Source organism: Hydrogenophaga sp. (genome assembly GCF_035481345.1).
Taxonomy (GTDB): domain Bacteria; phylum Pseudomonadota; class Gammaproteobacteria; order Burkholderiales; family Burkholderiaceae_C; genus Hydrogenophaga.
This window is the reverse complement of sequence record NZ_DATIGV010000218.1, coordinates 1-24,622: the sequence shown is the minus strand read 5'-3', so window position 1 is coordinate 24,622 and position 24,622 is coordinate 1. Positions and strand designations below refer to the sequence as shown.

At 70.0% G+C, this 24,622-nt stretch carries 20 protein-coding genes; 8 read left to right on the top strand and 12 right to left on the bottom strand.

Translation table 11 applies throughout. The annotated features are described in order from the left end of the window. Positions 1-7 precede the first annotated feature (7 nt). The gene (locus VLG41_RS22605; protein WP_325351631.1) at positions 8-1,240 is read right to left on the bottom strand and encodes a murein transglycosylase A; all 1,233 of its coding nucleotides are present in this window, start codon (positions 1,238-1,240) and stop codon (positions 8-10) included. On the opposite strand from VLG41_RS22605, the gene VLG41_RS22600 reads away from it, so the two are divergent. Then, on the top strand, positions 1,173-1,328 hold the full coding sequence (locus VLG41_RS22600) for a hypothetical protein (RefSeq protein WP_325351630.1): 156 nt from the start codon (positions 1,173-1,175) through the stop codon (positions 1,326-1,328). The two genes, VLG41_RS22605 and VLG41_RS22600, sit on opposite strands and share 68 nt — an antisense overlap. Positions 1,329-1,345: 17 nt before the next feature. Here the strand turns inward: VLG41_RS22600 and VLG41_RS22595 are convergent, their stop codons facing one another. From VLG41_RS22595 to VLG41_RS22580, 4 genes are all read right to left on the bottom strand, one after another. After that, positions 1,346-1,975 carry a response regulator transcription factor gene (locus VLG41_RS22595; protein ID WP_325351629.1) on the bottom strand — a complete coding sequence of 210 codons (630 nt, stop codon included), beginning with the start codon at positions 1,973-1,975 and terminating at the stop codon, positions 1,346-1,348. A gap of 7 nt (positions 1,976-1,982) precedes the next feature. Then, positions 1,983-4,049: a two-component system sensor histidine kinase NtrB gene (locus VLG41_RS22590; RefSeq protein ID WP_325351628.1), complete on the bottom strand. Its 2,067-nt coding sequence runs from the start codon at positions 4,047-4,049 to the stop codon at positions 1,983-1,985. A gap of 16 nt (positions 4,050-4,065) precedes the next feature. Further along, positions 4,066-4,875 carry a carbon-nitrogen hydrolase family protein gene (locus VLG41_RS22585; RefSeq protein WP_325351627.1) on the bottom strand — a complete coding sequence of 270 codons (810 nt, stop codon included), beginning with the start codon at positions 4,873-4,875 and terminating at the stop codon, positions 4,066-4,068. A gap of 87 nt (positions 4,876-4,962) precedes the next feature. Continuing rightward, positions 4,963-9,108 carry a YhdP family protein gene (locus VLG41_RS22580; protein WP_325351626.1) on the bottom strand — a complete coding sequence of 1,382 codons (4,146 nt, stop codon included), beginning with the start codon at positions 9,106-9,108 and terminating at the stop codon, positions 4,963-4,965. Between the two features lie 14 nt (positions 9,109-9,122). Between VLG41_RS22580 and glnE the strand changes: the two genes are divergently transcribed. Together glnE and VLG41_RS22570 are read left to right on the top strand one after the other, a co-directional pair. Then, on the top strand, positions 9,123-11,921 hold the full coding sequence (glnE, locus tag VLG41_RS22575) for a bifunctional [glutamate--ammonia ligase]-adenylyl-L-tyrosine phosphorylase/[glutamate--ammonia-ligase] adenylyltransferase (protein WP_325351625.1): 2,799 nt from the start codon (positions 9,123-9,125) through the stop codon (positions 11,919-11,921). Between the two features lie 11 nt (positions 11,922-11,932). Then, the gene (locus tag VLG41_RS22570) at positions 11,933-12,535 is read left to right on the top strand and encodes a rhomboid family intramembrane serine protease (RefSeq protein WP_325351624.1); all 603 of its coding nucleotides are present in this window, start codon (positions 11,933-11,935) and stop codon (positions 12,533-12,535) included. An 18-nt stretch (positions 12,536-12,553) separates the two neighbouring features. On the opposite strand, the gene VLG41_RS22565 is transcribed toward VLG41_RS22570, so the two are convergent. Further along, positions 12,554-13,393 carry a ferritin-like domain-containing protein gene (locus tag VLG41_RS22565; RefSeq protein ID WP_325351623.1) on the bottom strand — a complete coding sequence of 280 codons (840 nt, stop codon included), beginning with the start codon at positions 13,391-13,393 and terminating at the stop codon, positions 12,554-12,556. A gap of 329 nt (positions 13,394-13,722) precedes the next feature. Between VLG41_RS22565 and VLG41_RS22560 the strand changes: the two genes are divergently transcribed. After that, on the top strand, positions 13,723-15,078 hold the full coding sequence (locus VLG41_RS22560; RefSeq protein WP_325351622.1) for an NAD(P)/FAD-dependent oxidoreductase: 1,356 nt from the start codon (positions 13,723-13,725) through the stop codon (positions 15,076-15,078). Positions 15,079-15,153: 75 nt separating this feature from the next. Here VLG41_RS22560 and VLG41_RS22555 read toward each other — a convergent pair whose 3' ends face one another. Further along, complete coding sequence (locus VLG41_RS22555) at positions 15,154-15,771, bottom strand: glutathione S-transferase N-terminal domain-containing protein (protein ID WP_325351621.1); 618 nt, start codon at positions 15,769-15,771, stop codon at positions 15,154-15,156. A gap of 112 nt (positions 15,772-15,883) precedes the next feature. On the opposite strand from VLG41_RS22555, the gene purB reads away from it, so the two are divergent. After that, entirely contained in the window at positions 15,884-17,299 is a 1,416-nt protein-coding gene (gene purB / locus VLG41_RS22550; RefSeq protein ID WP_325351620.1) for an adenylosuccinate lyase, read from the top strand. A 61-nt stretch (positions 17,300-17,360) separates the two neighbouring features. On the opposite strand, the gene VLG41_RS22545 is transcribed toward purB, so the two are convergent. Next, entirely contained in the window at positions 17,361-17,765 is a 405-nt protein-coding gene (locus VLG41_RS22545; RefSeq protein WP_325351619.1) for a DUF3717 domain-containing protein, read from the bottom strand. Between the two features lie 301 nt (positions 17,766-18,066). On the opposite strand from VLG41_RS22545, the gene VLG41_RS22540 reads away from it, so the two are divergent. Beyond that, positions 18,067-18,777, top strand: coding sequence for a TerC family protein (locus VLG41_RS22540; protein WP_325351618.1), 711 nt, complete (start codon positions 18,067-18,069; stop codon positions 18,775-18,777). Between the two features lie 7 nt (positions 18,778-18,784). Next, positions 18,785-19,135 (top strand): phage holin family protein, encoded by a 351-nt coding sequence (locus VLG41_RS22535; RefSeq protein WP_325351617.1) that lies wholly within the window; start codon positions 18,785-18,787, stop codon positions 19,133-19,135. A gap of 70 nt (positions 19,136-19,205) precedes the next feature. Here VLG41_RS22535 and VLG41_RS22530 read toward each other — a convergent pair whose 3' ends face one another. Then, positions 19,206-20,828 (bottom strand): M48 family metalloprotease, encoded by a 1,623-nt coding sequence (locus VLG41_RS22530; protein WP_325351616.1) that lies wholly within the window; start codon positions 20,826-20,828, stop codon positions 19,206-19,208. Between the two features lie 86 nt (positions 20,829-20,914). Here VLG41_RS22530 and moaC point away from each other — a divergent pair, with 86 nt between their 5' ends. Further along, complete coding sequence (gene moaC / locus VLG41_RS22525; RefSeq protein ID WP_325351615.1) at positions 20,915-21,445, top strand: cyclic pyranopterin monophosphate synthase MoaC; 531 nt, start codon at positions 20,915-20,917, stop codon at positions 21,443-21,445. Here moaC and VLG41_RS22520 read toward each other — a convergent pair. From VLG41_RS22520 to VLG41_RS22510, 3 genes are all read right to left on the bottom strand, one after another. Continuing rightward, entirely contained in the window at positions 21,426-23,123 is a 1,698-nt protein-coding gene (locus tag VLG41_RS22520; protein WP_325351614.1) for a PglL family O-oligosaccharyltransferase, read from the bottom strand. The two genes, moaC and VLG41_RS22520, sit on opposite strands and share 20 nt — an antisense overlap. A 67-nt stretch (positions 23,124-23,190) precedes the next feature. Next, entirely contained in the window at positions 23,191-23,622 is a 432-nt protein-coding gene (locus tag VLG41_RS22515; RefSeq protein ID WP_325351613.1) for a pilin, read from the bottom strand. A 189-nt stretch (positions 23,623-23,811) separates the two neighbouring features. Continuing rightward, the gene (locus VLG41_RS22510) at positions 23,812-24,603 is read right to left on the bottom strand and encodes a 3',5'-cyclic-nucleotide phosphodiesterase (protein WP_325351670.1); all 792 of its coding nucleotides are present in this window, start codon (positions 24,601-24,603) and stop codon (positions 23,812-23,814) included. Between the last annotated feature and the right edge of the window lie 19 nt (positions 24,604-24,622).

The window sequence follows — 24,622 nt, the reverse complement described above, 5'->3', positions numbered from 1 at the left end:
ACACCGCTCACCGCGGCCACAACACCCACAAGCGCAGCGGTTGCTTGAGCGTGGCCGCCTGCCGGTAGGCCTCGTCGTTCCAGCCGCCCCAGCCCGTGAAGAGATCGGCGCGCACCGCACCCAGGATGGCGCCGCCCGTGTCCTGCGCCAGCACCAGGCGGTTGGTGGCCAGCGCGGGCCCCTGCGTGGCCAGCCACACCGGCGTGCCGTAGGGAATGCTCTGCGGATCGACCGCGATGGAGCGCCCGGGCGTGAGCGGCACGCCCTGCGCGCCGCGCGGGCCGAAGGCTGCGGCCAGCGGCGTCAGCGACTCCTCCTTGAAAAACACCGTGCGCGGATTGCTCCACAACATCTCGTTCAGGCGCTCAGGGTTCTGCCGCGCCCAGGCCTTGATGGAATCCCACGAGGCCTCGCGGATCGCGCCCTGGTCCATCAGCCAGCGGCCCACGCTCTGGTAGGTGTGCCCGTTGTGTGCGGCGAAGGCCAGGCGCACCTGGCGCACCCGGCCGTCGGGCTCGGTGATGTTCACGCGCCCCGAGCCCTGGATCTGCAGGATCAGCGCGTCGATCGGATCGGCCAGCCAGGCGATGGCGCGCCCGCGCAGCGCGGCCTGCGCCTCGGGCAGGGTGTCGATCTGCTGGCGCGAGTACCAGCGCTGGCCCGCCGCCAAGCCGGCCGGCACCGCGTGCAGCGGCACGCGGTTGGTCGCCGTGGGCTCGCGCGTGGCGTCCATGATGGGCTCGTAGTAGCCGGTGAGCAGGCCCTCGGGCTCACGCCCGTCGGCCTCGAGCACGCGGTAAGGCTGCAGGCGCTCCTGCATCCAGGCCTGCTGGCGCGTCGCGTCGGCGAAGGCCAGCGGGCGCGCCTCGGCGCACACGGCCTCGAAGCCCGGCGCCGGCCGGTCGCAGCCCTGGATCAGCGCGTTCCAGGCCTCGTGCAGGCCGTCCTGGCCCCAGCCGGGCAGGGCGTTCCAGGCCACGGGCACCCAGCGGCTCTTGCTGTGCTGCTTGGCCGCCGGGCCCATCGCCGCTTCGGGCGCGGGAACTTCCGGTGCCGGCTCCAGCACCACCCGTGGGCCCACCGCGCAGGCCGCCAGGCTGCCTACAATGCCCGCCGCCACGGCCCACCGCGCCAGCCTGTTCCATCCGCCAGTTCCGTCGATTCCGTCCGCCATGACTCTCTTGCTGCTCGAAGCGCTGGGCGCGCTGCTCCTGTTGGTGTTCATCGTGTGGTGGACCATGTTCTCCGGCCGCCGCAAGGGCGAACTGCCCGAGCAAGCCGAGCGCGACAAGCACAAGGCCCCGGAACAGGACCCGCCGGCGCGCTGATCGTTCCCGCCCCCGGCTCAGGCATCGCGCAGCCGGTTCGCCAGTTCGACGGCGGACTTCACGCCCATCTTGTCGAACACGCGCGAGCGGTGCACTTCCACCGTGCGCACGCTGATCTGCAACTGGTCGGCCACCAGCTTGTTGGGCAGGCCGGCCACCACCAGGTTCATCACGTCGCGTTCGCGCTCGGTCAGGCTGTCCAGGCGCTGCTGCAGTTCACGCTGCACGGCGCGCTCGGCCAGTTGCGCGGCCGACTGGCGCAGCGCCTGCTCGACGCGATCGACCAGGGCGTTGTCCGAGAACGGCTTCTCGCAGAAGTCGAAGGCGCCGCGCTTGACCGCGGCCACGGCGGTGGCCACGTCGGCGTGGCCCGACAGGAAGATGATGGGCATGGCCGCCTGCCAGGGCAGCAGGCGCAGCTTCTCGAACAGGGCCAGGCCGCTCATGCCGGTCATGCGCACGTCCAGCAGCACGCAGCAGGGCACGTCGGGCTCCTGCCGCGCAATGGCGGCGCCGGCCAGGAAGTCCTCGGCGCTGTCGAAGCCGTCGCTGATCAGGCGGCGCGTGCGCAGCAGCCAGGCCAGGGCCTCGCGCACGCCGACGTCGTCGTCCACGAGGTAGATCTTCGCGTCGGGAAATTCGGTCATGCGCGGATCATAGGAGCGCGGCCTGGGCCTCCAGCGGGCGCCCCGCCTGCGCCTCGGCCACGGGCAGGGTGAACGAGAAGCGCGTGCCACGCGGCTGCGCGGGCTCGAAGTCCAGCGCGCCGCCGTGCTGCTCCACCACCGTGCGGCACAGGCTCAGGCCCAGGCCCATGCCCTCGGCCTTGGTGGTGAAGAAGGGCGTGAACAGGCGCTCGGCCACCTCGGGCGGCAGGCCCTGGCCGTGGTCGGTCACGTCCACGCGCACCCAGCGCGCGCAGCGCCCTTCGCTCGGTTCGCCGGCCTCGCCCATCACCGGCGCCATGGCGATGTGCAGCACGCGCAGGCCGCTGGCGGTGCCCGGGTCGCCCAGCGGCATGGCCTGCATGCCGTTGCGCGCGAGGTTGAGCAGCACCTGCTCGACCATGGTGCGGTCGCACCACACGCGCGGCGTGCCAGGCGCGATGTCGACCTGCAAGCGGATGCCGCGCTTCTTGGCCTGCAGCGTGAGCAGCGTGGAAATGCCCTCGATGAGCAGGCGCGGCTCCACCGCCTCGCGCACCTGGTCGCGCCGGCGCACGAAGTCGGCCACGCCACGGATCACGCGGCCCGCGCGCTCGGCCTGTTCGCCGATGCGGCGGATGGCACGCTCGATGTCGCCGCCCACGCTGTCGTCGCCCCGGTCTTCACCGCGTTGCAGCAGGTTGAGCGTGCCGCTGGCGTAGCTGGCGATGGCCGCCAGCGGCTGGTTGAGTTCGTGGCTGATGAGCGAGGCCATCTCGCCCACGGTGGCCAGGCGCGCGGTGGCCTGCAGCTTGTCCTGCGAGGCGCGGTTGAGCTCCTCGATGCGGCGCTGCTCGGTGAGGTCGATGATGGCGCTCATGTAGCCCGTCTGCACGCCCTGCGCGTCGATCAGCGGGGCCTCGATGATGAGCACCGGAAAGCGCGTGCCGTCGCTGCGCTGGAACACGGATTCGTAGCCCTCGCGCGGCAGGATCTGCCCGGCCAGTCGCACGGCCTGGCGCTGCTGGTACTCGTCCACCAGTTCGGGCGGCCACCAGGGCGCGGGCATGCCGCTGCCCACGAGCTGCTCGGCCGTCAGGCCCACCATCTGGCAGAAGGCGGGGTTGACGTAGGTGATGCGCCCGGTCATGTCGCGCGCGCGCAGGCCGGTGACGAGCGAGTCCTCCATGGCCTTGCGAAAGGCCAGCGCGTCGGCCGCGCGCTGCTCGGCGTGCTGGCGCCGGCGCATGTCGCGCGCCAGCAGGACGAGCACGGCCAGCAGCGCCAGCGACAGCGCGCCCACCACGCCGGTGAGCACGTTGGGGAACAGGCCCAGCGCGCGCCGCGGGCTCTCCAGTTGCAGCAGCAGGGTGTGGCCGGGCAGGTCCAGCAGGGCGTGCGCGCTGAGGGTGCGCCGCTGCACGGGCACCACGCTGTGCACGGCCAGGCGCGCGCCATCGCTCTCCACGAAGCTCAGGCCGCGCCCGCGCAGCGAGGCCGCGTCGGTGAGCTCGGCCAGCATGGCGGGCAGCGAGTAGGTGGCGATGAGGAAGCCGCGCGACTCGCCGGCCTCGCTCAGGGGCAGGCACAACTCCATCACCTCCAGGCCGCGGCCGTCGCGCTTGGGCCAGAAGTAGCTGGCGGAGTACGCCGGGCCCGACAGGCGCAGCGCGGCGTCGCAGGCTTGGCGCACCTCGGGCAGGGCCTGGCCGCGCGGCAGCAGGTCGAACACGTCGGGCCGGTAGGCCGAGAGGCGCTGCGCGAGCACGCGCATGTCGGTATCGCGCCATTCGAGCCGCACGAGCTCGCGCCGCTGCGCGAGCAGCTCGGCCGCGGGCGCGTCCCAGCTCGCGGGCGTGGGCGAGAAGGCGTTGAGGGATTGCAGCGTCTGCACGTTGCGCAGCAGGGCGCTGCGGATCTCGCCGACCACGGTGGTGGCGTCCTGGTCGAGCGCGGCCTGGTCGCGCCCCACCTCGTACTCGGCGGCCAGGAAGACCAGCACCGCCAGCAGCGCGCCCACCAGCAGCAGCAACGCGCCCCACAGGGGCCAGCGGGGGGCTTTCGGCGCGCGGCTCACGGGAACGGCGGCGCGTTCAGCAGAGAACGCGGTGCTCCAGGCAAGGGAGTTGCTCGCGCACCTGGCGAATGCGCGCCATGTCGATGTCGGCCAACGCCACGCCCGGGCCTTCGGCGTGCAGGGCCATCACCTGGCCCCAGGGGTCGATGACCATGCTGTGGCCCCAGGTGCGGCGGCCGTTCTCGTGCACGCCGCCTTGCGCGCTGGCGATGACGAAGGCCTGGTTCTCGATGGCGCGGGCGCGCAGCAGCACCTCCCAGTGCGCCGAGCCGGTGGTGTAGGTGAAGGCGGCGGGCACCAGCAGCACGTCGGCCGCGAGCATGCGGTAGAGCTCGGCGAAGCGCAGGTCGTAGCACACGCTCTGGCCGATGCGCCAGTTCTGGCCGTCTCGGTCGCGCAGTTCGAAGTGGGTGGGCGTGTCGCCCGCCTGCAGCACGGCGGCTTCGTCGTAGCGCTCGCGGCCGTTGTCGTAGCGGAACAGGTGGATCTTGTCGTAGCGGCTGAGGCGGTGGCCCTTGGCGTCGAACGTGAGCGAGGCGTTGGCGGCGTGCGACGGGTCGGCGGTGGCCATGGGCAGGGTGCCGCCCACGATGCACATCTTCAGGTCGCGCGCGGCGTCGGCCAGGAAGTCCTGCACGCGGCCCAGGCCCTCGGTCTCGGCGATGACGAGCTTGTCTTCGTCCTTGGCGCCCATGAAGCAGAAGTACTCGGGCAGCACCGCGAGTTCGGCCCCGGCGGCGGCGGCCTGGCGCAGCAGGCGCAGGGCTTCGCTGAGGTTGGCGTCCAGGCTGATGCCCGAGACCATCTGGATGGCGGCGACTTTCATGCGGTCATTCCTCCGGCGGAAAGGGAGCGTGCGGAAAGGGGTGTGCGATCGACCCGGAGCGACACCCCGGGGGGCAGGCCGTCGAGCTTACTGCAGGGTGGTGCCCGGCGTGGGCGGTGGGGTCGGGCGCGCCACCTTCTCCACCTGCGGGTCGGCCCAGCCGCCGCTGACGCGGAATTCCTGCGTGGCCGCGCTCTGCAGCGGCTGGCGCAGCAGGAACTGCGCGAGGAAGGTGCCCAGGCCCACCGCCGGGTTGATGGCGGTGGCGATGAGCGAGGCCGTGCCGGCATTGAGTTCGGGCACCACCACCACCTTGAGGTCCTGGGTCTCGCGCGCGAGGTCGGCCGTGCCCTCCATCAGCACCGCGGCGTTCACGCCCTTCATCTGCAGGTTGTTGCTGTGGATCACGCCTTGGTCGATGCGCGCGTCGCCGCGCACGAAGTCGAAGGCGAAGCCCTCGGAGAACACGTCGCGGAAATCGAGCGCGAGGCGGCGCGGCAGGGCCTGCAGGCTGAGCACGCCGAGCAGGCGGCCCGCGCCGGGGTCGGCCTTGAGGAACTGGCCGCGGGCCACGTCCAGTTTCAGGTTGCCGGCCAGCGTCGGGTAGTGAATGCCGAAGGGCGTACCGATCCAGCCGATCTGGCCCTCGAGCCGTCCCTTGCCGCCACGCACCAGGCCTTCCTTGCCAAAGCGGTTCAGCAGCGCGCCGCTGTCGTCCACGTCCAGGCGGAACTGCAAGGCGGTGCGTCGCTGGCCGCCTTCGCCGCCACCGAGGGGTGCCCAGTTGCCCGAGGCACTGAGCCGGGCCTCGGGCAGGGTGGCGCGCAGGGTGTTGAGCCGCCATTCGCCCACGCGCGTGGGCCCGCCGCGGTTGACGGCGTCGATTTCCACGCGGCCGAGCGAGCGGCCGTCCCACTGCAGGTCCTCCACCGCCACGTCGAGCGCGGGCACGCTGCTGGGCTGCTGCAGCAGGGCCTCGGCCTCGCGCGGCGCCGCGGGCGAGAGCGTCAGGCGCGCCAGCCGCGCGTAGAGGCTGCCGGCACCGCCCGTGCCCGCCGGGCGGAATTCGACGTAGCCATTGAGCTCGTCGGCGTCGACGTTGGCGCGCCAGACGGCGCCTTCGCGCGAGGCGCCCACCACCACCCGGTGGAAGCGCCGCCCGCCGGTGAGCACCGCATCGGCGCGCAAGGAGACGGTCTGTAACAGGCCTTGGCCGACGGCAGCGGTCACGGTGTCCGCGCCCGCGGGGCCCAGCAGCGCCTGCCAGGCGTCGAGGTCGAGTTCGCCCACGCGCACCTGGGCGTGCAGGCCCTGGGCGGGCAGGGTGGCGCGCTCACCCGCCGGCAGGCCCACGGCGACGCTGCCTCGCAACAGGCGCGCGCTGTCGCCGCGAAGGTCGCGCTCGACAACCGCCTCCACCAGCGGTTGGGCCGCCGGGCCGAGTTGCACACTGAGCCGGTCGCTGGTGGCCCTGTCGTTGTGCTGCGCGAGCGTGCTGGTTTCGACGCGCAGCGGCCAGGCGGCCTCGGCCGGCTTGGCCAGCGGCACCGGCAGGTTGAGGGCCATGCCCTGCAGCGTGCTGTCGATGCGCAGCTCGGGTGCGCCACCTCGAAACACCAGGCTGGCGTTGTAGCGCGCGCTGCCGCTGGCCTGCGCCAGCAGTGCCGTCAGCGGCCCGGTTGCGGCCTCGCGCAGGCCCGCCGCGCTCGCCGTGCCGCCGCCGCGGAACTGGGCCACGGAGCGGCCCTGGGCGTCCGGGCGCAAGCTGCCGTCGAAGACCGCCTCGCCACCCAGCATCTGGCTGCGCGCACCGGTGAAGGCAAAGCCCTCCTGCGTGAAGCTGAGGCTGCCGCGCGTGCGCGCCAGGAGGGGCGCGCCCGGCGCGAGCCGCAGGTCGGTGCCGTCGAGCTTGACGCTGCCGCTCACCTGGGCGTCCTGCGGGTGTTTCAGCGGCAGCTCGATCTGCAGCGTGGTCTCGCCCGGTCCGCTGGCGCTGGCCGAGGCCAGCGCGCCCTGGGTAAAGGCATTGACCGGCGAGCGCTGAACGAAACCGAGCAGCTCGGCCGCGGGACCCTTGCCGTGGGCGCGCACCCGCACGCGCGTGTCGTGCGACAGGCCCTCGATGTCGACGCTGCCCTGATCGAGCGCCACTCCGGGCGCGCCGTCCAGCCCGCCCCGCACCTCGCTGATGTGGACGGCCCCCCGGTCGAGCACGAAGCGCGCGCTGGCCCGTCGAATGCCCGGCCAGCGCGCCTCGCCCGGCTCCTGCAGGAAGGCGGGCAGGTAGTCGAAGTCCACGCCCTCCAGCGCGGCCTCGATGCGGAAGGTGCCGGGGCCGTGGTGCGGCTCGTCGAAGGGGATGTCGTCCACCGCCCCCTGGATGCGAAAGTTCGTCTGGCGCGAGCCCCCCGCGAGCGCGGCCTCGCGCACATAGCGTCGCGCGCTGTCGGGCACGACCAGCGGCAGGTAGCGGTGCACCGCCGTGCCATCGGCGCGCGTGAGCTGGGCGGTGAGGTCCAGCACACCCGGCAGGCGGGGCTGGGCGGGCTGGGCGGCGGGGTCGCCCGTGCGCCAGGTCGCGCGAACCGTGCCCTCGGCGTGTTCGTTCGCCAGCGAGGCCTGGTCGAGTTCGACGTTGACGCTCTCGCCCTTGACCTGCCAGCGCACACGCGCGTCGAGGCGGTCGAGGGCGAGGCGCGGGTCCTCGAACACGTCGGGCAGCAGCACGGCGCCCTGGCGCACGGCCACGGTGGCCTGGCCGCCGTTCTGGTCGAGTTCGAAATCGACGTTGGCGCCTTCCACCCCCGGTCGCCCCGGCAAGGGAAAGCGGCCACTGCGGGAGCGTTGGCCGCTGGGTTCACCGGCCAGGGCCAGTGCGCTCACGCGGCCCTTGGCTCGCGCCACCACGTGGTCGGCCATCGGCCCGCTGCCACGTGCCTGCCAGACCAGGTCGATGGTCTCCAGCCGCCCGCGCGGCTGCAGGCGCGCGAGCCAGTCGCGCGCATTCGCGGGCAGGGGCAGCCGCTCGGCGATGGCCGCCACGGTCTGCAGGTCCACGGCCTGCGCCTGCACCGCGGTGCGCGCGCCCTGGCGCTCGCGCGCCAGCGTGTGCTCCACGCGCACGCTGGCGCCCGCCCAATCCAGGCCCTCGCGCGTGGTGAAGGAGAGGTCGTTCGAGCCGAGGCTCATGCCGCGGTCGGACCACTGCGCCTCCAGCCGGCCCCGCGCCTGCGCCAGGGCCAGGTCGGGCAGATCGGGCGCGAGCTGCAGGTCGACGTCCTGCAGGGCCATGTCCAGCGTGAGGCCTTGCACCTGGCCTTGCTGCACGCGCGCCCAGGCGCGCAGCGCACCCTCGCCACTGCGCAGGCTCGCGCCCCAGTCGCTCAGGTCCACGTGGGCCTGCAGGCGCGAGACGTCGGCGCGCGCAAACTCGGCGTAGAGCTCGCCACTCCAGTCTTCCCAGGGTGCTTGCGCGGCCAGCGAGTCCAGCGGCAGTTGCAGCAGCGGTTCGCGCAGGCGCGCGCGCAGGCTGAAGCGCTCGCCCCACTCGGGTTCGGGCGTGGCGTCCAGGCGCAGCTCGTGCGTGCGCGCGCCGTTGCGCGCAACGAAGTCCAGTTCGCGCAGCAGCACGGGTGGCTGCTGGCGGCGCTCGTCGATCCAGCGCACGGTGCCGCCGCGCACCACGAGCTCGGGCTGGTCGAAGAACCAGTCGGCCGCGGCGTGGTTGCCGCCGCCGTCGCCCGAGACGTCGATGCCCGCGATCTCGATGCGGCCGTCCGCCCGCCGCCGCACATCCAGGCTGGGGTTTTCGATCAGCAATTGCTCGAAGCCGCCGTGCCAGAGCGATTGCACCGAGACCGCGCCGCGCACCAGTGGCAGTTGCAGGGCGCTGCGGCCGTTCGCATCGTGCAGGCGCACGTCGATGAGTTCGAAGGAGGGCACCAGCGGCGGCAGCACGCCGGCCAGTTTCGGGCCCTCGATGGCGCGGATGGCGCCGATGCTCACGGGTATCCCGACCGCTTGTGTGGCCCAGCGTTGCAGGTCGGGGCGCCAGGTTTCGATCCTTGGCACAATCCACGCCTGCAAAACGAGCCAGGACAGGATGAACACGCCCCACAGGCCCGCCAGCAGCCACAACAGCACGCGCAGCGCGCGTGCCCACAGCCGCAGCCCTCGGCCGGCCGGTGCATCGCCATTGGCGCTCGGGGCGCTGGCGTCAAGGGGTCGATTCATGTCCACCGCAAATTATGAGGGTGGGACACCGGACAGGTTCCGGTGGTGCTGAGCACGGCTTGTCAACGATTGTGAACACCACCACCGCCGCCCCGATCCCGGCCACCCGCCAGGCCGACCACTCCCGCTTCGTGCAGCGCGTGCGCCGCCGCTACGCCGCCGAGCTGGCCTGCCTGCCGCCCGGTGCGCCGGACAAGGCCGCCATGCGCGCCTGCCTGGACGCGCTCATGGCCCGGGGCCTGCCGCTGCCCGCGGCGCTGCGCGTGCTGCGCCAGCTCGTGCTCGAGCGTCTGGCGGTGATCGACTGCGAGGCCGGCGCCTCGCTCAAGGCCGTCACGGGCGCGGTCACCGAACTGGCCGAGCTCGCGCTCGACCAGGCCTGTGCCCTGGCCTTCGCCGAGCTCGATGCCCTGCACGGCGCGCCGCTGTGCGCCCACGGCGCCCGCGCGCAGCTCTGGGTCATCGGCATGGGCAAGCTGGGCGCGCGCGAACTCAACGTGTCCAGCGACATCGATCTGATCTACGTCTACGACCAGGACGGCGAGACCGCGGGCAACGCCGAGGGCCGACACCGCATCAGCCACCACGAGTACTTCGCCAAGGCGGTCAAGCACCTCTACAACACGGTGGGTGAAACCACCGAGCACGGCAATGTGTTCCGGGTGGACCTGGCGCTGCGGCCCAACGGCAATTCCGGCCCCAGCGTGGTCTCGCTGGGCGCGCTGGAGGAGTACTTCCTCGTGCAGGGCCGCGAGTGGGAGCGTTTCGCCTGGCTCAAGAGCCGCGTGATCGCGCCGGCCAGCGCGCTGGCCGACAAGGACGGCATGGCCGCGCTGCGCGGCACGGTGCTGCCCTTCGTGTTCCGCCGCTACCTCGACTACGGCGTGTTCGAGTCGCTGCGCGTGCTGCACCGCCAGATCCGCGAGCACGCGGCGCGCCGCGCCGCCGGCAACCCGGGCCGCGCCAACGACGTCAAGCTCTCGCGCGGCGGCATCCGCGAGATCGAATTCACCGTGCAACTGCTGCAGGTGGTGCGCGGCGGCCAGTTCCCCGAGCTGCGCACGCGCCCCACGCTGGACGCGCTGCAGCGCGTGGCCAAGGCTGGCCTGATGCCCCCCGAGAAGGCCCAGGCGCTGGCCGAGGCCTACGTCTTCCTGCGCCAGGTGGAGCACCGCATCCAGTACCTGGACGACCAGCAGACCCACGTGCTGCCCGAGCGCGACGACGACCTCGCCTGGATGGCCGCCACCCTGGGCTTTTCCAACACCTGCGCGTTCCTGCACGCGCTGGACGCGCACCGCGAGCTGGTGGCCGAGGAATTCGACACCCTGCTCGGCGGCAGCCCGGGCGCCTGCAAGGGCAAGGGCTGCAACGGCGCCGCGCCGCGCGCCGCCGACGACGACCTGGGCGCGGTGCTGCCGCAACTGCCCGCCACGCTGGCCGAGCGCGTGCAGCGCTGGTGCGAGCACCCGCGCGTGCTGGCCCTGCGCGAGGACACGCGCGCGCGCCTGGTGCGACTGGTGCAGCGCACCGGCTCCTGGATCGACGAAGGCCGCGTGAGCGAGACCGCCGCGCTGCGCATGATCGACTGGATCGAGCCGCTGCTGCGCCGCGAGAGCTACCTGGCGCTGCTGCAGGAGCGCCCCTCGGTGCACGAGCGCCTGCTGCGCCTGCTGGGTGCGGCCAGGTGGCCGGCGCGCTACCTCATCCAGCACCCGGGCGTCATCGACGAACTGGCCAGCCAGCAGTTGATGGCCGAGCGCTTCGACGCCGAAGCCTTCGAGGCGGAGTGCGAGACCCGGCGCGCCTCGCTTCGCATCACGGGCGAGGACGACGAGGAGGCCCTGCTCAACCTGCTGCGCCGCGCCCACCACGCCGAGACCTTCCGCACGCTGGCGCGCGACGTGGAAGGCGTGCTCACGGTGGAGCAGGTGGCCGACGACCTGTCGGCCCTGGCCGACTCGGTGCTGCGCCTGACCGCGCGCTGGTGCTGGGAACGGCTGAAGAACCGCCACCAGGACACGCCGGCCTTCGCCATCATCGGCTACGGCAAGCTGGGCGGCAAGGAGCTCGGCTACGGCAGCGATCTGGACATCGTCTTCGTCTACGAGGACGAGCACGAGAACGCGGGCGAGATCTACGCCGGCTTCGTGCGCAAGATGATCAACTGGCTGCAGGTGAAGACCGGCGAGGGCGACCTGTTCGAGATCGACACCGCGCTGCGGCCCAACGGCAACTCGGGCCTGCTCGTGACCAGCTTCGAGGCCTTCGAGAAGTACCAGACCCAACGCGGCAGCAACACCGCCTGGACCTGGGAGCACCAGGCCATGACGCGCGCGCGCTTCGTGCTCGGCAGCGCCGGCCTGGCCGGGCGCTTCGACGCCGTGCGCGAGGCCGTCATCACCGCGCCGCGCGACGCCGCCGCGCTGGCCGGCGAGATCGTCGCCATGCGCGAGAAGGTGCGCTCCGCGCAGACGCTGCGCAGCGGGCGCTTCGACGTGAAGCACAGCCCGGGCGGCATGGTGGACGTGGAGTTCGTGGTGCAGTACCTGGTGCTGCTGCACTCGCGCCAGCACCCCGAGCTGCGCGCCAACACCGGCAACATCAACCTGCTGCGCCGCGCCGAGGCCGCCGGCCTGCTGCCCCCCGGCATGGGCGAGGCCGCCGCGCTGGCCTACCGCCGGCTGCGCCAGGTGCAGCACCGCGCACGTCTGGATGAGGCCTCCACGCAGGTCGATCCGGCCGAGTTGCAGGCCGAGTCCGACGCCGTGCGCGCGCTGTGGACGCAGGTGCTGGGCAACCCCCGCGCCTGAGCGCCGCGCCCATGAGAGGCTCGCGCAGCTGGCTCGCGCTGTGTGCCCTGCACGGCGTGGCGAGCATGGTGCTGTGGTGGTCGCAGGAGACGGCGGTGCAGGCGCTCGTGTGGCGTTCCGCCGAATGGCATCAGGAACCGTGGACGCTGTGGACCAGCGCCTGGGTGCACCTGAACACGCCGCACCTGGTGGGCAACCAGCTCGCGCTGGGCGCGCTCACCGCCGCCGGCTGGTGGTTGCGGCCCACGCGCGCGGCCACGCTGGCCTGGGCGCTGAGCTGGCCGCTCATGCAGATGAGCCTGGTGCTGTGGCCGCTGATCGGCTACGCGGTGGGCCTGTCAGGGGTGCTGCACGCGGGGGTGGCGGTGCTCGCGGTGCAACTGCTGCTCGGCGGCCCGCGCGCGCTGCGCCCCTGGGGCACGTTCCTCATGGCCGGCCTGCTGCTCAAGCTGTGGCTGGAGCAGGGCTGGGCGCGCCCGGTGGTGTGGGACCCGGGCAACCAGATGTCGGTGGTGCAGGCCGCTCACCTGGCCGGCGCGGCCTGGGGCGCGTGCTTCGGAGCGCTGGGCGCGGGGTGGACCCGCTGGCGCGCGCGGCGGCGCGCCGGGGCCTGAGAAGGTGTGAACGGGCGGTCAGGCCGCCGCCGGCGCGGCGCCGAGCGACTTGCGGAAGCGGTTGAGTTCCTGCACGGTCTTGAAGCGGCCGTCCATGAGCAGGCTCAGGTTGTGCAGGATGCGGTCGACCACCTTGCTTTCCCACACGGCGTCGAAGTTGATCTGCTGGTCGAGCCAGTGCTCCAGCCACTCGGGGTTGGGCAGGCGGCTCTGGATGGTGTCGTTGGGGAACAGCGCCTTGTTCACGTGCAGGTTGGTGGGGTGCAGGGCCTGGGCGGTGCGCCGCGCGCTGGCCATGAGCACGCCCACCTTGGCGAACGCGGCGCGGGCCTCGTTGCCGAACTTGCCGATGGCGCGCTTCATGTAGCGCAGGTAGGCACCGCCGTGGCGTGCTTCGTCCTGGCTGAGCGTGGTGTAGATGTGCTTGATCACCGGCTCGCTGTGCCACTCGGACGCGCGGCGGTACCAGTGGTTGAGGCGGATCTCGCCGCAGAAATGCAGCATCAGGGTTTCAAGCGCGGGCGCGGGGTCGAACTCGAAGCGGATATCGTGCAGTTCCTGCTCGCTGGGCACGAGGTCGGGGCGGAAGCGGCGCAGGTATTCCATCAGCACCAGTGAATGCTTCTGCTCTTCGAAGAACCAGATGGACATGAAGGCCGAGAAGTCGGAGTCGTCCCGGTTGTCGCGCAGGAACATCTCGGTGGCCGGCAGCGCCGCCCACTCGGTGATGGCGTTCATCTTGATCGTCTGAGCCTGTTCATCGCTGAGCTGGCTGGCGTCGAACTGCGCCCACGGAATGTCCTTGTCCATGTCCCAGCGGACGGACTCCAGTTGTTTGAACAGTTCGGGATACAGCATGGTCTTCTCTCAACGACAGGCAAAACGCGCAATATTGTAGGCGGGGGGTATAACGGGCACCCGGATTGCCCTATGACCCGCACCGAAACCGATACACATTTCCCGCGGAACTTCCCGCGCCGGCACGCGCTCCAACCCCCCGTGTCGGCGAGGGAGCGACCCGAACACCGTTTTCTGCTGCGAAGCCTTCCGGGCCCCTGGGCTCCGGATGCAATCCCGAGGCGCTTCTCCTCCTCCTCCCTCCCTCCCTTGTTCGCGTCGGGGCGCTTCGCAGTTTCTTGTCCAACCGGCCGCCGGGCCCGCCCGGCGGCCCCGGCCTTGGGGCGCACATGACCCCGGGCGTCACCCCCACCCACCGCTCCCAGGCGCGCGTGGCCATCGTCGGCTCCGGCGTCGCCGGCTTGGCGGCCGCGCACACGCTGCAGGGCCTGGCCGAGGTGACGCTGTTCGAAGCCGCCGAGGGTTTCGGTGGCCACACCCGCACCCTCGACATGGCCCTGCCCGATGCCGGCGGCGCGCCGATCAGCGTCGGCGTGGATGCGGGCTTCCTGGTGCTCGACGAACGCACCAGCCCCAATCTGCTGGCCCTGTTCACGCAACTGGGCGTGCCGCTGGCGGCGTCGGACGGGTCGTTCTCGGTGCAGGTGCCCGGTACCGGGCTGGCGTGGAGCAGCACGGACCTGGCCGGCCTGTTCTCTCAACGGCGCCACGTTGCCAGCCCGCGCTTCTGGCGCATGCTGGCCGACGCCCGGCGCTTCAAGCGCGCGTGCGCCGCCCTGGCCCGGCCCAGTGCGGACACCGGGCCCGACACGCCCCTGCGGCAACCACTGGAGGGTTACCTGCGCGAGCACCACTTCTCCAGCGGCTTTCGCGACGACTGCCTGCTGCCCCTCTTGAGCGGCCTCTGGGGATGCCCGGTCGAGGAGGTGCTGCGCGCGCCCCTGCTGACCGCGGCCCGCTTCCTGCGCCAGCACGATGTGCTGCGCCTGGGCGGACGGTCCCGGTGGTTCACCGTGGTGGGCGGCGCGCGCGCGTTCGTGCAGGCCATCGTGGCGGGCATCGGCGACGCGCGCCCGTCCACGCCGGTGCGCCATGTCGCGCGCGACGGGCAGGGCGTGCGCCTCGTCACCGATGCGCAGGTCGAGCGCTTCGACGCCGTGGTGCTGGCCTGCCATGCCGATCAGTCGCTGGCCCTGCTCGGCGAGGAGGCCACCGAGGAAGAGCGCGCCACGCTGGGCGCCATCCGCTTCCCGAGCCGGCGCGCCGTGCTGCACACCGACGCCTCCGTGCTGCCGGCCGCGCGCGGGGCATGGGCGGCGTGGAACTGCGAGCCCGGCGGCCTGCATTGCCTGCTCAACCGCACGCAGCCGCTGCCCGTGGCGCAACCGGTGCTGGCCTCGTTCGGCGGCTCGCGCAGCATCGCGCCCGAACGGGTGCTCGGCGCCTTCGACGTGGCGCACCCGGTGTTCGACCTCGAGGCCGTCCGCGCGCAGTGGCGCCTGCCCGCGCTGCAGGGCCGGCACCACACCTGGTACGCCGGCGCCTGGTGCGGCGACGGTTTTCACGAAGACGGGTGGAAGGCCGGGCTGCACGCGGCGCGCGCGCTGATCGACCGTTTCGAATTGGTGCCGCGCATCAGCGAGCGGCGCGCCCTGCGCCAGGCGCTACCGGGCGTGCTGGCCTGAAAGGCCCGACCGGGCTCACTGGTGTACCTTCGCCCGCGTCTGCGGTGCGAGCGCCTTCGGGCGGCCGGGCGGCGCTCAGACGCTGGGCAGGGAGTCGATGAAGCTCTGGCGCTGCACCAGCTTGTCGTTCAGCCGGGCGAGGTTGGGGAAGTCGCCGCGCCAGTCGATGGCCGGGAAGCGGAAATCCAGGTAGCCCAGCGCGCAGCCGACGGCCACGTCGGACAGGCTGAAGTGGATGCCCGAGCAGAAGGGCTTGTCGCCCAGGCCCTGGCTCATGGACTTGAGCGCCGCGTGGATCTTGACCATCTGGCGGTCGATCCAGGCCTGGCTGCGCTGCTCGGCCGTGCGGTGCGGCCAGGTGGACTCCAGGCGCGCGAGCACGGCGGCATCGAGCACGCCGTCGGCCAGGGCCTCCCAGGTCTTGACCTCGGCGCGCTCGCGGCCCGAGGGCGGAATGAGCTTGCCCACCGGCGACAGGCCGTCGAGGTACTCGACGATCACGCGCGAGTCGAACACCGCCTCGCCGCCTTCCATCACCAGACAGGGCACCTTGTGCAGCGGGTTGGACGCGCCGATGGTGGTGTCGTCCGACCACACGTCTTCCAGCACGAACTGGTAGTCCAGCTTCTTCTCGGCCATGACGATGCGCACTTTGCGCACGTAGGGGCTGGTGACGGCTCCGATGAGTTTCATGGTCTGTGGGGCTTGGGAACGGTTGGCGATTCTAGCGAGCGACCAGGGCCTTTCGCCTGACGCGCCCGGCACTCCCTGTGGCCCGGAACGGACGCACTCCTACAATTCCGGGATGCGCCAGACTCCTGCTCCCGCCGCGCCCACGAGCGCCGACCTCTCCCCCATCACCGCCCTGTCGCCGCTGGACGGCCGCTACGCCGGGCGCCTGGCGCCGCTGCGCCCCTTCATGAGCGAGCTGGGCTACATGCACCGGCGCGTGCAGGTTGAAATCGCCTGGTTCATCACCCTGTCCGACGCGGGCTTCGATGAATTCAAGCCGCTGTCGCCCGGTGCGCGCACTTACTTGCTGGGCCTGGTGAAAAACTTCAGCGAGGCCGATGGCGACGCCATCAAGGCCATCGAGAAGACCACCAACCACGACGTCAAGGCCGTCGAGTACTGGATCAAGTCGAAGTTCGAGGCCCGGCCCGAGCTGGAGCGCGCCGCCGAGTTCGTGCACTTCGCCTGCACCAGCGAGGACATCAACAACACCAGCCACGCGCTGCAGCTCAAGGGCGCGCGCGAGCAGGTGCTGCTGCCCGCCCTGGACGCGGTGATCGACAAGCTGCGCGAAATGGCGCACGGCTTCGCGGCCGTGCCCATGCTCAGCCGCACCCACGGCCAGACAGCCAGCCCCACCACCGTGGGCAAGGAGCTCGCCAACGTGGTGGTGCGCCTGACCGCCGCGCGCGAGCGCGTCGCCAACGTGAAGCTGCTGGGCAAGATGAATGGCGCGGTGGGCAACTACAACGCCCACCTGGCGGCCTGGCCCGACTTCGACTGGGAAGCCTTCAGCCGCAAGGTGGTGGAGACGCCCGAACCCCTGGGCCTGGGCCTCACGTTCCAGCCCTACAGCATCCAGATCGAACCGCACGACTACATGGCCGAGCTGTTCGACGCGGTGGCGCGCACCAACACCATCCTGGTCGACATCGCGCGCGACATCTGGGGCTACGTGAGCCTGGGCTACTTCAAGCAAAAGCTCAAGGCGGGCGAGATCGGCTCGTCGACCATGCCGCACAAGGTCAACCCGATCGACTTCGAGAACGCCGAGGGCAACCTGGGCCTGGCCAACGCCCTGCTGCGCCACCTGAGCGAGAAGCTGCCCGTGAGCCGCTGGCAGCGCGACCTGACCGACTCCACCGTGCTGCGCAACATGGGAGTGGCCCTGGGCTACGCGGTGCTGGCCTATCACGCGCTCGGCGTGGGCTTGGGCAAGCTCGAACTGAACGAGGAGGCGCTGGCCGCCGACCTCGACACCTCGTGGGAGGTGCTGGCCGAGCCCATCCAGACGGTGATGCGGCGCTTCGGCGTGTCGGGCGCCTACGAGAAGCTCAAGGAAGTGACGCGCGGCAAGACCGTCACGGCCGAGGCCATGCACGCGTTGATCCGAAGCCTGGAGATTCCGCAGGCCGAGAAGGATCGGCTGCTGGCGATGACGCCGGCCAGTTACACCGGCAAGGCGGCGGAACTGGCCAAACGCGCCTGAGCTGGCCCCCTCGCTCCGCCGCTTCGCGGGTCCGCCCCTTGCAGGGCGCGGCGGATCGCCTCTACGCGGCGGCCCGCTCGCGGTAGCGGTTGAAACGCCAGGCATCGCCCTCGATGGTGATGCGCCGCCAGGTGGCGCGCTTCTCGCCCGGCGACATCTCGGTCCAGCGCTGCACCTCCTCGAACAGGCGGCCGCATCCCTTGCACACGTCGTCGCCCTGGCTGGTGGAGCAGATGGCGATGCAGGGCGTGTCGGGCGTGGTGGCGTACCAGGCCAGCCAGGCCTCGCGGGCCTTGGATGGCATGCTGTTCTCGTCGGCCTCGGCCTCGTGGAAGAACACCATCTGCGCGTACACCTCGGCCAGCGCGCGCGTGGGCGCGGGCAGGGAAACGCCGTCGGGCGAAGGGGAACGTTCGCGCCACCAGTTGATGGCCGCTTCGATGTCGGTGATGTGGATGCCGGCCATGGGAGCGCGATGATAAAACGCCCCCACGGCGTGGGCCGCCGTGGGTGAGGGATACTGCGTACGCAGTTTCACGGTGGGACCGACTGGTGGGCCAGTGGCCGCGCCGCATACAATCCACGGTTTCGCGGAAGGGGAGTAGCTCCCGGGCGCGGCGGCGGCTCCTTCTGGTGCCTTGTCGCGCCGGTCAACGCGTCGTCAATACGGTGCTCGCTCGGCGGCGACACCCGGCGCGTTGGGCCCACGGACACGTGGCGCCGGGCGAGACCTTCAGACTTCTTCCCCTCTGGAGCCCCTTTTCATCATGGAATTCATGTCCGCTGCCTGGTGGTCCGCCCTGCTGGCCATCATCCTCATCGACCTCGTGCTCGCCGGCGACAACGCGATCGTGATCGCCCTGGCCGCCCGCAACCTGCCCAAGCAGCACCAGCGCAAGGCCATCGTCTGGGGCACGGTCGGTGCCATCGTCGTGCGCTCGGCCATGACGCTGGTGGTGGTGTGGCTGCTGCGCATCCCGGGCCTCATGGCCATCGGCGGCGTCGCGCTCATGTGGATCGCCTACAAGCTGATCGCCGAGGAAGAAGGCGATGGCGACGAACACGGCCCGGCCGCCACCACCTTCTGGGGCGCCATGAAGACCATCATCATCGCGGACGCGGTGATGGGCATCGACAACGTGCTGGGCGTGGCCGGCGCGGCGCAAGGCGCCTTCGACCTCGTGGTCCTGGGCCTGCTGATCAGCATCCCGATCGTGGTGTTCGGCAGCACGCTGATTCTCAAGCTGGTCGAGAAGTACCCGGCCATCATGTACATCGGCGCGGGCGTGCTGGCCTTCACCGCGGGCAAGATGGTGGTGAACGAGAAGCTGCTGGCGCCCTGGTTCAAAGGCGGCGAGCCCTCGCACCTGGCGGCCTACTGGGGCTTCGTGGTGCTCACCATCGTGGTGGTGCTGGCTCTGGGTTACATGCACAACCGCCGCGTCGCGCAACGCGCGGCGGCGTCCGAGAAGGCTTGAGGCAGGCATGCGGCTGATCCTGCGTTGGGTGCTGGCGGCCTGCGCGCTGCTGCTGGTGGCCTGGCTGTATGGCGGCGTGGAAGTGCGCAGCTTCCCGTCGGCGCTCATCGCTGCGGCGGTGATCGGCCTGTTCTACATGCTGCTGCGCCCGGTGCTGGTGCTGCTGACGCTGCCGGTGACGCTGGTGACCTTCGGGCTGTTCCTGTTCGTGATCAACGCCCTGCTGTTCTGGGCGGCGGCCAGCGTGCTCGACGGCTTCTACGTGGCCGGCTTCTGGGCGGCCCTGCTGGGCTCGATCATCTATTCGGTGATCATGCTGGTGGTGGACGCCGCCTTGCGCAGCCTTCGCCTGGGCTGAGCCTGAGCCTGAGCCTGGCTCGCCTGGCGCCCCCGGCCAGCGTCACGGCAATCCAAACCTGGCCCGGCGCTCAGCGCTTGTCTTCTTCGCGCATCGCCTCGCGCAGGCGGTCTTCCACGTCGCGGCGGCGGCTGTCCACGATGGCCAGCTCGATCGGATCGGCGTTGCGCTGAGCGGGCGGAAGGGCCTGTGCGGCCTTCAGGCGCTCGAGCGCACCGTCCCAGTCGAAATGCGCGGCCCGCGCCTCGGCCTCGGCGCGCACCGCGCGAAGCGTGCGACCTCGGTTCTGGTGCGCGCGCGACAGGATCTGCCAAGCCTGTGCGTCGCGCGGGTGGTCCACCACCCAGACCTGCAGGCGCGAAGCGGCACGCTCGGCTTCCCCGCTGGAGATGGCGGCCTGGGCGCCCAGCAGCAGCGGCCCGCGCGAACCCGAGGCCATCGCCGCGTCGCGCAGTTCGGCCAGCAGGGGCGGATTGGCGGGCGCACCGGGCGACATCAGCAACTCCAGCATCAAGGCGTCGGCCATGCCGCGCGCGTCGCTGCCGGTCACGGCGGTGCGCAGGCGCTGGGCCAACTCGGCCGCGCGCTCGTGCTGGCCCAGGCGTTGCGCGGCCAAGGCACCCGCGTAAAGGTCGCCGGGCTTCGCCGCGGGCCCGGCCGCGATCTGCACCCAGCCGGACCAGCGCGTGCTGTTGCGCTCGGCCAGCACGCGCGCGCGCGCCGAGGCCAGCGCGTGCATCGCGGCCGAAGGCAGGCCGGCGGGGCGCACGGGGGCGTCCGCGCGCGGGCCCACCCCCGCAGTGGCTGAGGGCAGGCGCGACTGCATGTCCGCGATGCGCTCGCCCGTGAGCGGGTGGCTTCGCAGGTAGGGGAAGGCTCCGTCGTCGTTCAATCGCGAGGCCTGCGCCAGCTTGTCGAACATGCTCACAAAGCCCTGTCCGTCGAAGCCCGCGCCCGTAAGCACACCGAAACCGACGCGGTCGGCCTCGCGCTCCATGTCGCGCGAGAACTTGAGCGACTGCTGCGCGGCCACGGCCGAGCCGCCTGCGATGGCGGCACCCGCCGCTTGCGGGTTGGACCCGGCCGCCAGCGCGCCGAGGATCATGGCCCCGATCATCCAGGGCGCCATGCGCTGCTCGTTCGACATCATCCGCGCGATGTGGCGCTGAGAGACGTGGCTCAGCTCGTGCGCCAGCACCGAGGCCAATTCCTCGGGGCGCTCCGTCACCGCGAGCAGGCCGAGGTTGACGCCCAGGTAGCCGCCGGGCAAGGCGAAGGCGTTGACGCTGCGCTCGCGCGAAATCATGAGTTCCCAGGCCAGGCGCTCGGCCAGCTCGGACGGCACCTCCCCGCGCTGCTTGGCGGCGGCCAGCAGAGGCTGCCACAGGAGCTGCAGGTAGTCGACGAGCATGGCGTCGTCGAGGTAGTCCGGGTCGCGGTAGATGCTGCGGGCAATGCGGTCGCCGAGGCGGCGCTCCGCGGACACGGTAAGGCCTTCGCCGTCGCCGAGGCTGGGGAGCGCGAGGTTGCCGCCCGGGTTGCCTTGGGCGTTCGCGCCCGGGCGCTGCGCGGCGGCGCGGGCGGCAGCATCGTTCTGCGCATGAACGAGGCTTGCGGGCCAGGCCAGTGCGAGCGCCAGCAGCGAGAGCGCCAATCGCGGGGGCCGCCGGGGGCCCGCAGGGGTCGAAAACATGGCCGTATGATGCCCCCAACCCCTTACCGGTTCACCGCGCGAACGCGCAAAGCCGCCATGAAGCGGCGTTACCAGGCGTCAAGAACGTGTCCAAGTCCCCTTCTTCTCCGGCGGCGTCCGGCAATCCTCTCACTCATTTCGATGCCCAGGGCCTGGCCCACATGGTGGACGTGGGCTCAAAAGCAAGCACTCACCGTATCGCGATCGCCGAAGGACGGATCACGATGCAGCCGGCGACCTTGGCGTTGATCGAATCGGGCACGGCAAAGAAGGGCGACGTACTGGGGGTGGCCCGGCTGGCCGGCATCATGGCCGCCAAGAAGACCAGCGATCTCATTCCGCTGTGCCACCCGATCGCGCTGACGCGGGTGGCGGTGGAGTTGACGGTGGAAGCCGCCGATTGCAGCGTGTTGTGCACGGCGACGGCGGAGTGCACGGCGCAGACGGGGGTGGAGATGGAGGCCCTGACGGCGGCGGCGGTGGCCTTGCTCACGATTTATGACATGTGCAAGGCGGTGGATAGGGGGATGGTGGTTGAGGGGGTGAGGTTGAGGGAGAAGAGGGGAGGCAAGAGTGGGCATTTCTTCGCCGCCCCGCTCAGTCCTCTCTCCACGTGACTGCTGTGTAGGCCGGATTCAAGCTGGCGAGGTATTGCCAACGGCGTGCCAACGCTTTTCGAACGTCTGGCAGCGACAACAACCAGGCGAGATCCGCCGTTTGCTGGGCTGCCTGCACTTGGCCACTGCGGACTTGCACTTCCGCGAGTTGCTGCAAGGCCGACGCCGATGGATGCAGCAGCACCGCCTCCTGAAAGCCACGCAAAGCCCTTGGATCCAGGGCACCTTCGGCTCTAAGCCCCGTGAGCAACGCTTCAAACTGGTCCAAGACCAGCGTACTCGGGATTTCTTTGGGGTGATAGGTACCGATATTGCTATGCTTGAAGCGCCAAATGTTAAAGGCGTGCTCGACGCGAAGGTAGTCATACCAGAGCACCGCCAGATACAAGCACATGGAGAAGAGAGCACCCATGACCACCGGGAGAGGAATCGTTACTCCCGGCAAGCGAGCTCCCGCTTGTGCGGCTCCTGTTAACAGAGCAATTGGCAACAGAAAGTACGCATAAGCCAGTGGCAACTCCACCATGCCGTGCAGAAAGATTACCAGCACACCTGCCATGTAAATCCAGCGAGCAGTGCTTTGCGGCGCGGACATCAATCGCCACACTGTGAAGGCCACCGCAACTACAGCGAGGATGGATAGGGGCAACCCGAACCACAACGCGAGATCGAGAAAGGCGTTATGAGCCCAGGTGAAAAGCCCAGGCAACGCGATTCCGATCTCCCACAAATAGGCCTGTGCCGACACCGATTGGGCAAATCCATAACCCAACCAAAGCCGATTCAATACGGCGTTGAGGTAACCCACATACACCTGCTGCCGTGCGCCGGCGAGTTCGCGTTGCAGCGCCCCCGATGGCCCCGTGCCCATCGAGACGTTCGGGCCCCAGTCCCAGCTCAGCAAGACAGCGCACAGTGGAATCAACACCATCTGTGTCAGCAACACCCATTTCCAGGAGCCACACTGCCGTGATCGCAAGACCATGACCAGGGTAGCAACCACCACCGAGAAGAGGGAAAGCAGGCCAATTCGCGAACCGGTCATGGCGACGAACACGGACAGATAGGATGCCCCAAGCAGCCCCACTGACGTGCCCAGCTTGCCCCTGTAGGCCCACCAAAGCAGAGAAACCATGGCCAGAACCAGCACAGACGCTGCGTGATTGGGCTGAATTAGGTTGCCGAACGGCCTCCTTCCGATAGGCACCGGCTGAATCCACACCTCCCACTGGGACAGCTGCAGCCATTGGACAAGCATGAATCCTGTGGTGACCAGCGCCGCAATGAGAATCGCCCCAAAAAAGAAGTCACCCACCGCGTGCGGTTCTGCCGCTTCCCAGCGTTGAGCCAAGGCCACGGAGAGCGCAGCAGCCAGAAAATAGGCCGCGCCCAACAACGCATGGCCTACAAAGAATATCTGCCCAAACACCCATTGGCCGAAGGTGAGTCCGGCCAACATCAACAACACGAAAACAAGGGGCGTGACGGTCGCAGGCAGATCAACTTGCCGACGAGTTTTCCAAACCATTACAACCAGTACCACCCCAATTGCCCCGGCGATCCAGGCGTCCTTGTGGAATGCCAGCCAAGGCGGACTCGCATTGGGCAATAGCCAAGCCAAAGCCAACGCCAACGACGCTAGAGGCGTCCAAATCGGAAGGTTCTTTACAGCTTGCATTTGCGGGGTCTCAAAAAAAAAGGCCCCTCCGGGGCCCTTTTTCGCGATCACTGAGTGTTGATAGCTATCAGCGGCAGGAGGCCGGACGGTGCTTGGACAGAATAGTGCCGCTGCACACCCACGTGACTTGTCCGTTGCCACCCATCGTGCCGGTCAGCGTGATGGTACGGGTGTTGATGGCCGGGTCGCCCTGAGCCGTTGCGGTGACCACACCAACGGAGGCGGTAGTTTGCGCATACGTCACCGAATTCACGTACGTGGACGTTTGGCTGTCGAACAGGTCACCAGCGCTGGCCGAAGGGGGCATGCTGCCGGTGGTTTGAGCTGCTTCGCTGACAGCAGTGCGCGCAGCGGAAGCCGCGAGCATCACCTCCGACACGCGGGCACGTGTCGTGTAATCCTGATACGCTGGCAGCGCCACCGCCGCCAGAATGCCGATGATGGCTACCACGATCATCAGTTCGATCAGGGTGAAACCTTTTTGAATCGTACGCTTCATTGAGAACTCCTCCGGAAAGGGGGGTTGGGGTTGAGACGCATCCCCTTCTGCAGATGGCGTGCCAGCCGGCTGTGACAGATGAGCGCGCCGACTGGGTGGATGACCGGCCAGTGGACGACCAATCGCGGCCTTTTGACCTATCCGAAACGGAACAAATTTTGTCGCCCGCGTCGAGGCCGACAGAATTTGTCAGACCTCGAACACCTGCCCCGCGCTGAGCCAACGGATGTCGTGCGGCGCATCGAGCCCCATTCGCCGGATCTCGTCCGCGATCAGGTCAGTCTCCGCGGGCTTGGTGTGGGTGATGTGGATCGGGTAGCGGTTGCCCGGCGCGATGTGGCGCAGTTCCTCGGCCAGCAGCATCGGCGCCAGGTGCTGGCTGCGGTGCGCCAAGTCGGCCTCGCGATCGCTAAAGGCCGTTTCAATGACGAGTTGCGCCACATCCAGCTGGTTGATGCGGCTCCAAAAGGCCGGGTTGCGACCGGTGTCTCCGCTGAACACCCAGTGCGCGCCACCGCCCTCGCGAGCCACCGCGAAGCCCACCGCCGGGACGGTGTGCACGGCCGGCAGGGCCTCAAAACACTTGCCGTTGACTTTGACGACATCGCCGACATCGAACGGCACGAAGCGCATCAGGGGCTCCGCCTCAGACGGGATGCGTGAAAAATCCGGCCAAATCACGTCATTGAAGATGTGCGTCCGCAAGGCGGCAATGGTGCCGGGAAGTGCGTGCACCGCCAGCGCGGGTCGACCATCCGCCAGCCGTCGAGAGGCCACCGCATCAAGCATGAGCGGCAGCGAAGCCACATGATCGAGGTGTGCGTGCGTGAGCAGCACGTGGTTGATGCGCTGCATCTCGTCGACGCTCAGATCCCCCACGCCGGTACCGGCGTCGATGAGCGTGTCGTCGTCGATCAGGAATGCGGTGGTCCGGCAGCCTTGGGCAATGGCGCCGGAACATCCAAGTACGCGAACCCTCATCGGCAGCGGCGGGAAAACA

Excerpts from the sequence above, each read along its gene's own strand:
- VLG41_RS22605 (WP_325351631.1), bottom strand. The coding sequence starts at position 1,240 with ATGGTCCACCACACGATGAACACCAACAGGAGCAGCGCGCCCAGCGCT.
- VLG41_RS22535 (WP_325351617.1), top strand. The coding sequence starts at position 18,785 with ATGCGGCTGATCCTGCGTTGGGTGCTGGCGGCCTGCGCGCTGCTGCTG.
- VLG41_RS22595 (WP_325351629.1), bottom strand. The coding sequence starts at position 1,975 with ATGACCGAATTTCCCGACGCGAAGATCTACCTCGTGGACGACGACGTC.
- VLG41_RS22530 (WP_325351616.1), bottom strand. The coding sequence starts at position 20,828 with ATGTTTTCGACCCCTGCGGGCCCCCGGCGGCCCCCGCGATTGGCGCTC.
- VLG41_RS22555 (WP_325351621.1), bottom strand. The coding sequence starts at position 15,771 with ATGAAACTCATCGGAGCCGTCACCAGCCCCTACGTGCGCAAAGTGCGC.
- VLG41_RS22540 (WP_325351618.1), top strand. The coding sequence starts at position 18,067 with ATGGAATTCATGTCCGCTGCCTGGTGGTCCGCCCTGCTGGCCATCATC.
- VLG41_RS22510 (WP_325351670.1), bottom strand. The coding sequence starts at position 24,603 with ATGAGGGTTCGCGTACTTGGATGTTCCGGCGCCATTGCCCAAGGCTGC.
- VLG41_RS22520 (WP_325351614.1), bottom strand. The coding sequence starts at position 23,123 with ATGCAAGCTGTAAAGAACCTTCCGATTTGGACGCCTCTAGCGTCGTTG.
- VLG41_RS22580 (WP_325351626.1), bottom strand. The coding sequence starts at position 9,108 with ATGAATCGACCCCTTGACGCCAGCGCCCCGAGCGCCAATGGCGATGCA.
- VLG41_RS22565 (WP_325351623.1), bottom strand. The coding sequence starts at position 13,393 with ATGCTGTATCCCGAACTGTTCAAACAACTGGAGTCCGTCCGCTGGGAC.
- VLG41_RS22585 (WP_325351627.1), bottom strand. The coding sequence starts at position 4,875 with ATGAAAGTCGCCGCCATCCAGATGGTCTCGGGCATCAGCCTGGACGCC.
- VLG41_RS22600 (WP_325351630.1), top strand. The coding sequence starts at position 1,173 with ATGACTCTCTTGCTGCTCGAAGCGCTGGGCGCGCTGCTCCTGTTGGTG.
- purB (WP_325351620.1), top strand. The coding sequence starts at position 15,884 with ATGCGCCAGACTCCTGCTCCCGCCGCGCCCACGAGCGCCGACCTCTCC.
- VLG41_RS22560 (WP_325351622.1), top strand. The coding sequence starts at position 13,723 with ATGACCCCGGGCGTCACCCCCACCCACCGCTCCCAGGCGCGCGTGGCC.
- VLG41_RS22545 (WP_325351619.1), bottom strand. The coding sequence starts at position 17,765 with ATGGCCGGCATCCACATCACCGACATCGAAGCGGCCATCAACTGGTGG.
- VLG41_RS22515 (WP_325351613.1), bottom strand. The coding sequence starts at position 23,622 with ATGAAGCGTACGATTCAAAAAGGTTTCACCCTGATCGAACTGATGATC.
- glnE (WP_325351625.1), top strand. The coding sequence starts at position 9,123 with ATGAGGGTGGGACACCGGACAGGTTCCGGTGGTGCTGAGCACGGCTTG.
- VLG41_RS22570 (WP_325351624.1), top strand. The coding sequence starts at position 11,933 with ATGAGAGGCTCGCGCAGCTGGCTCGCGCTGTGTGCCCTGCACGGCGTG.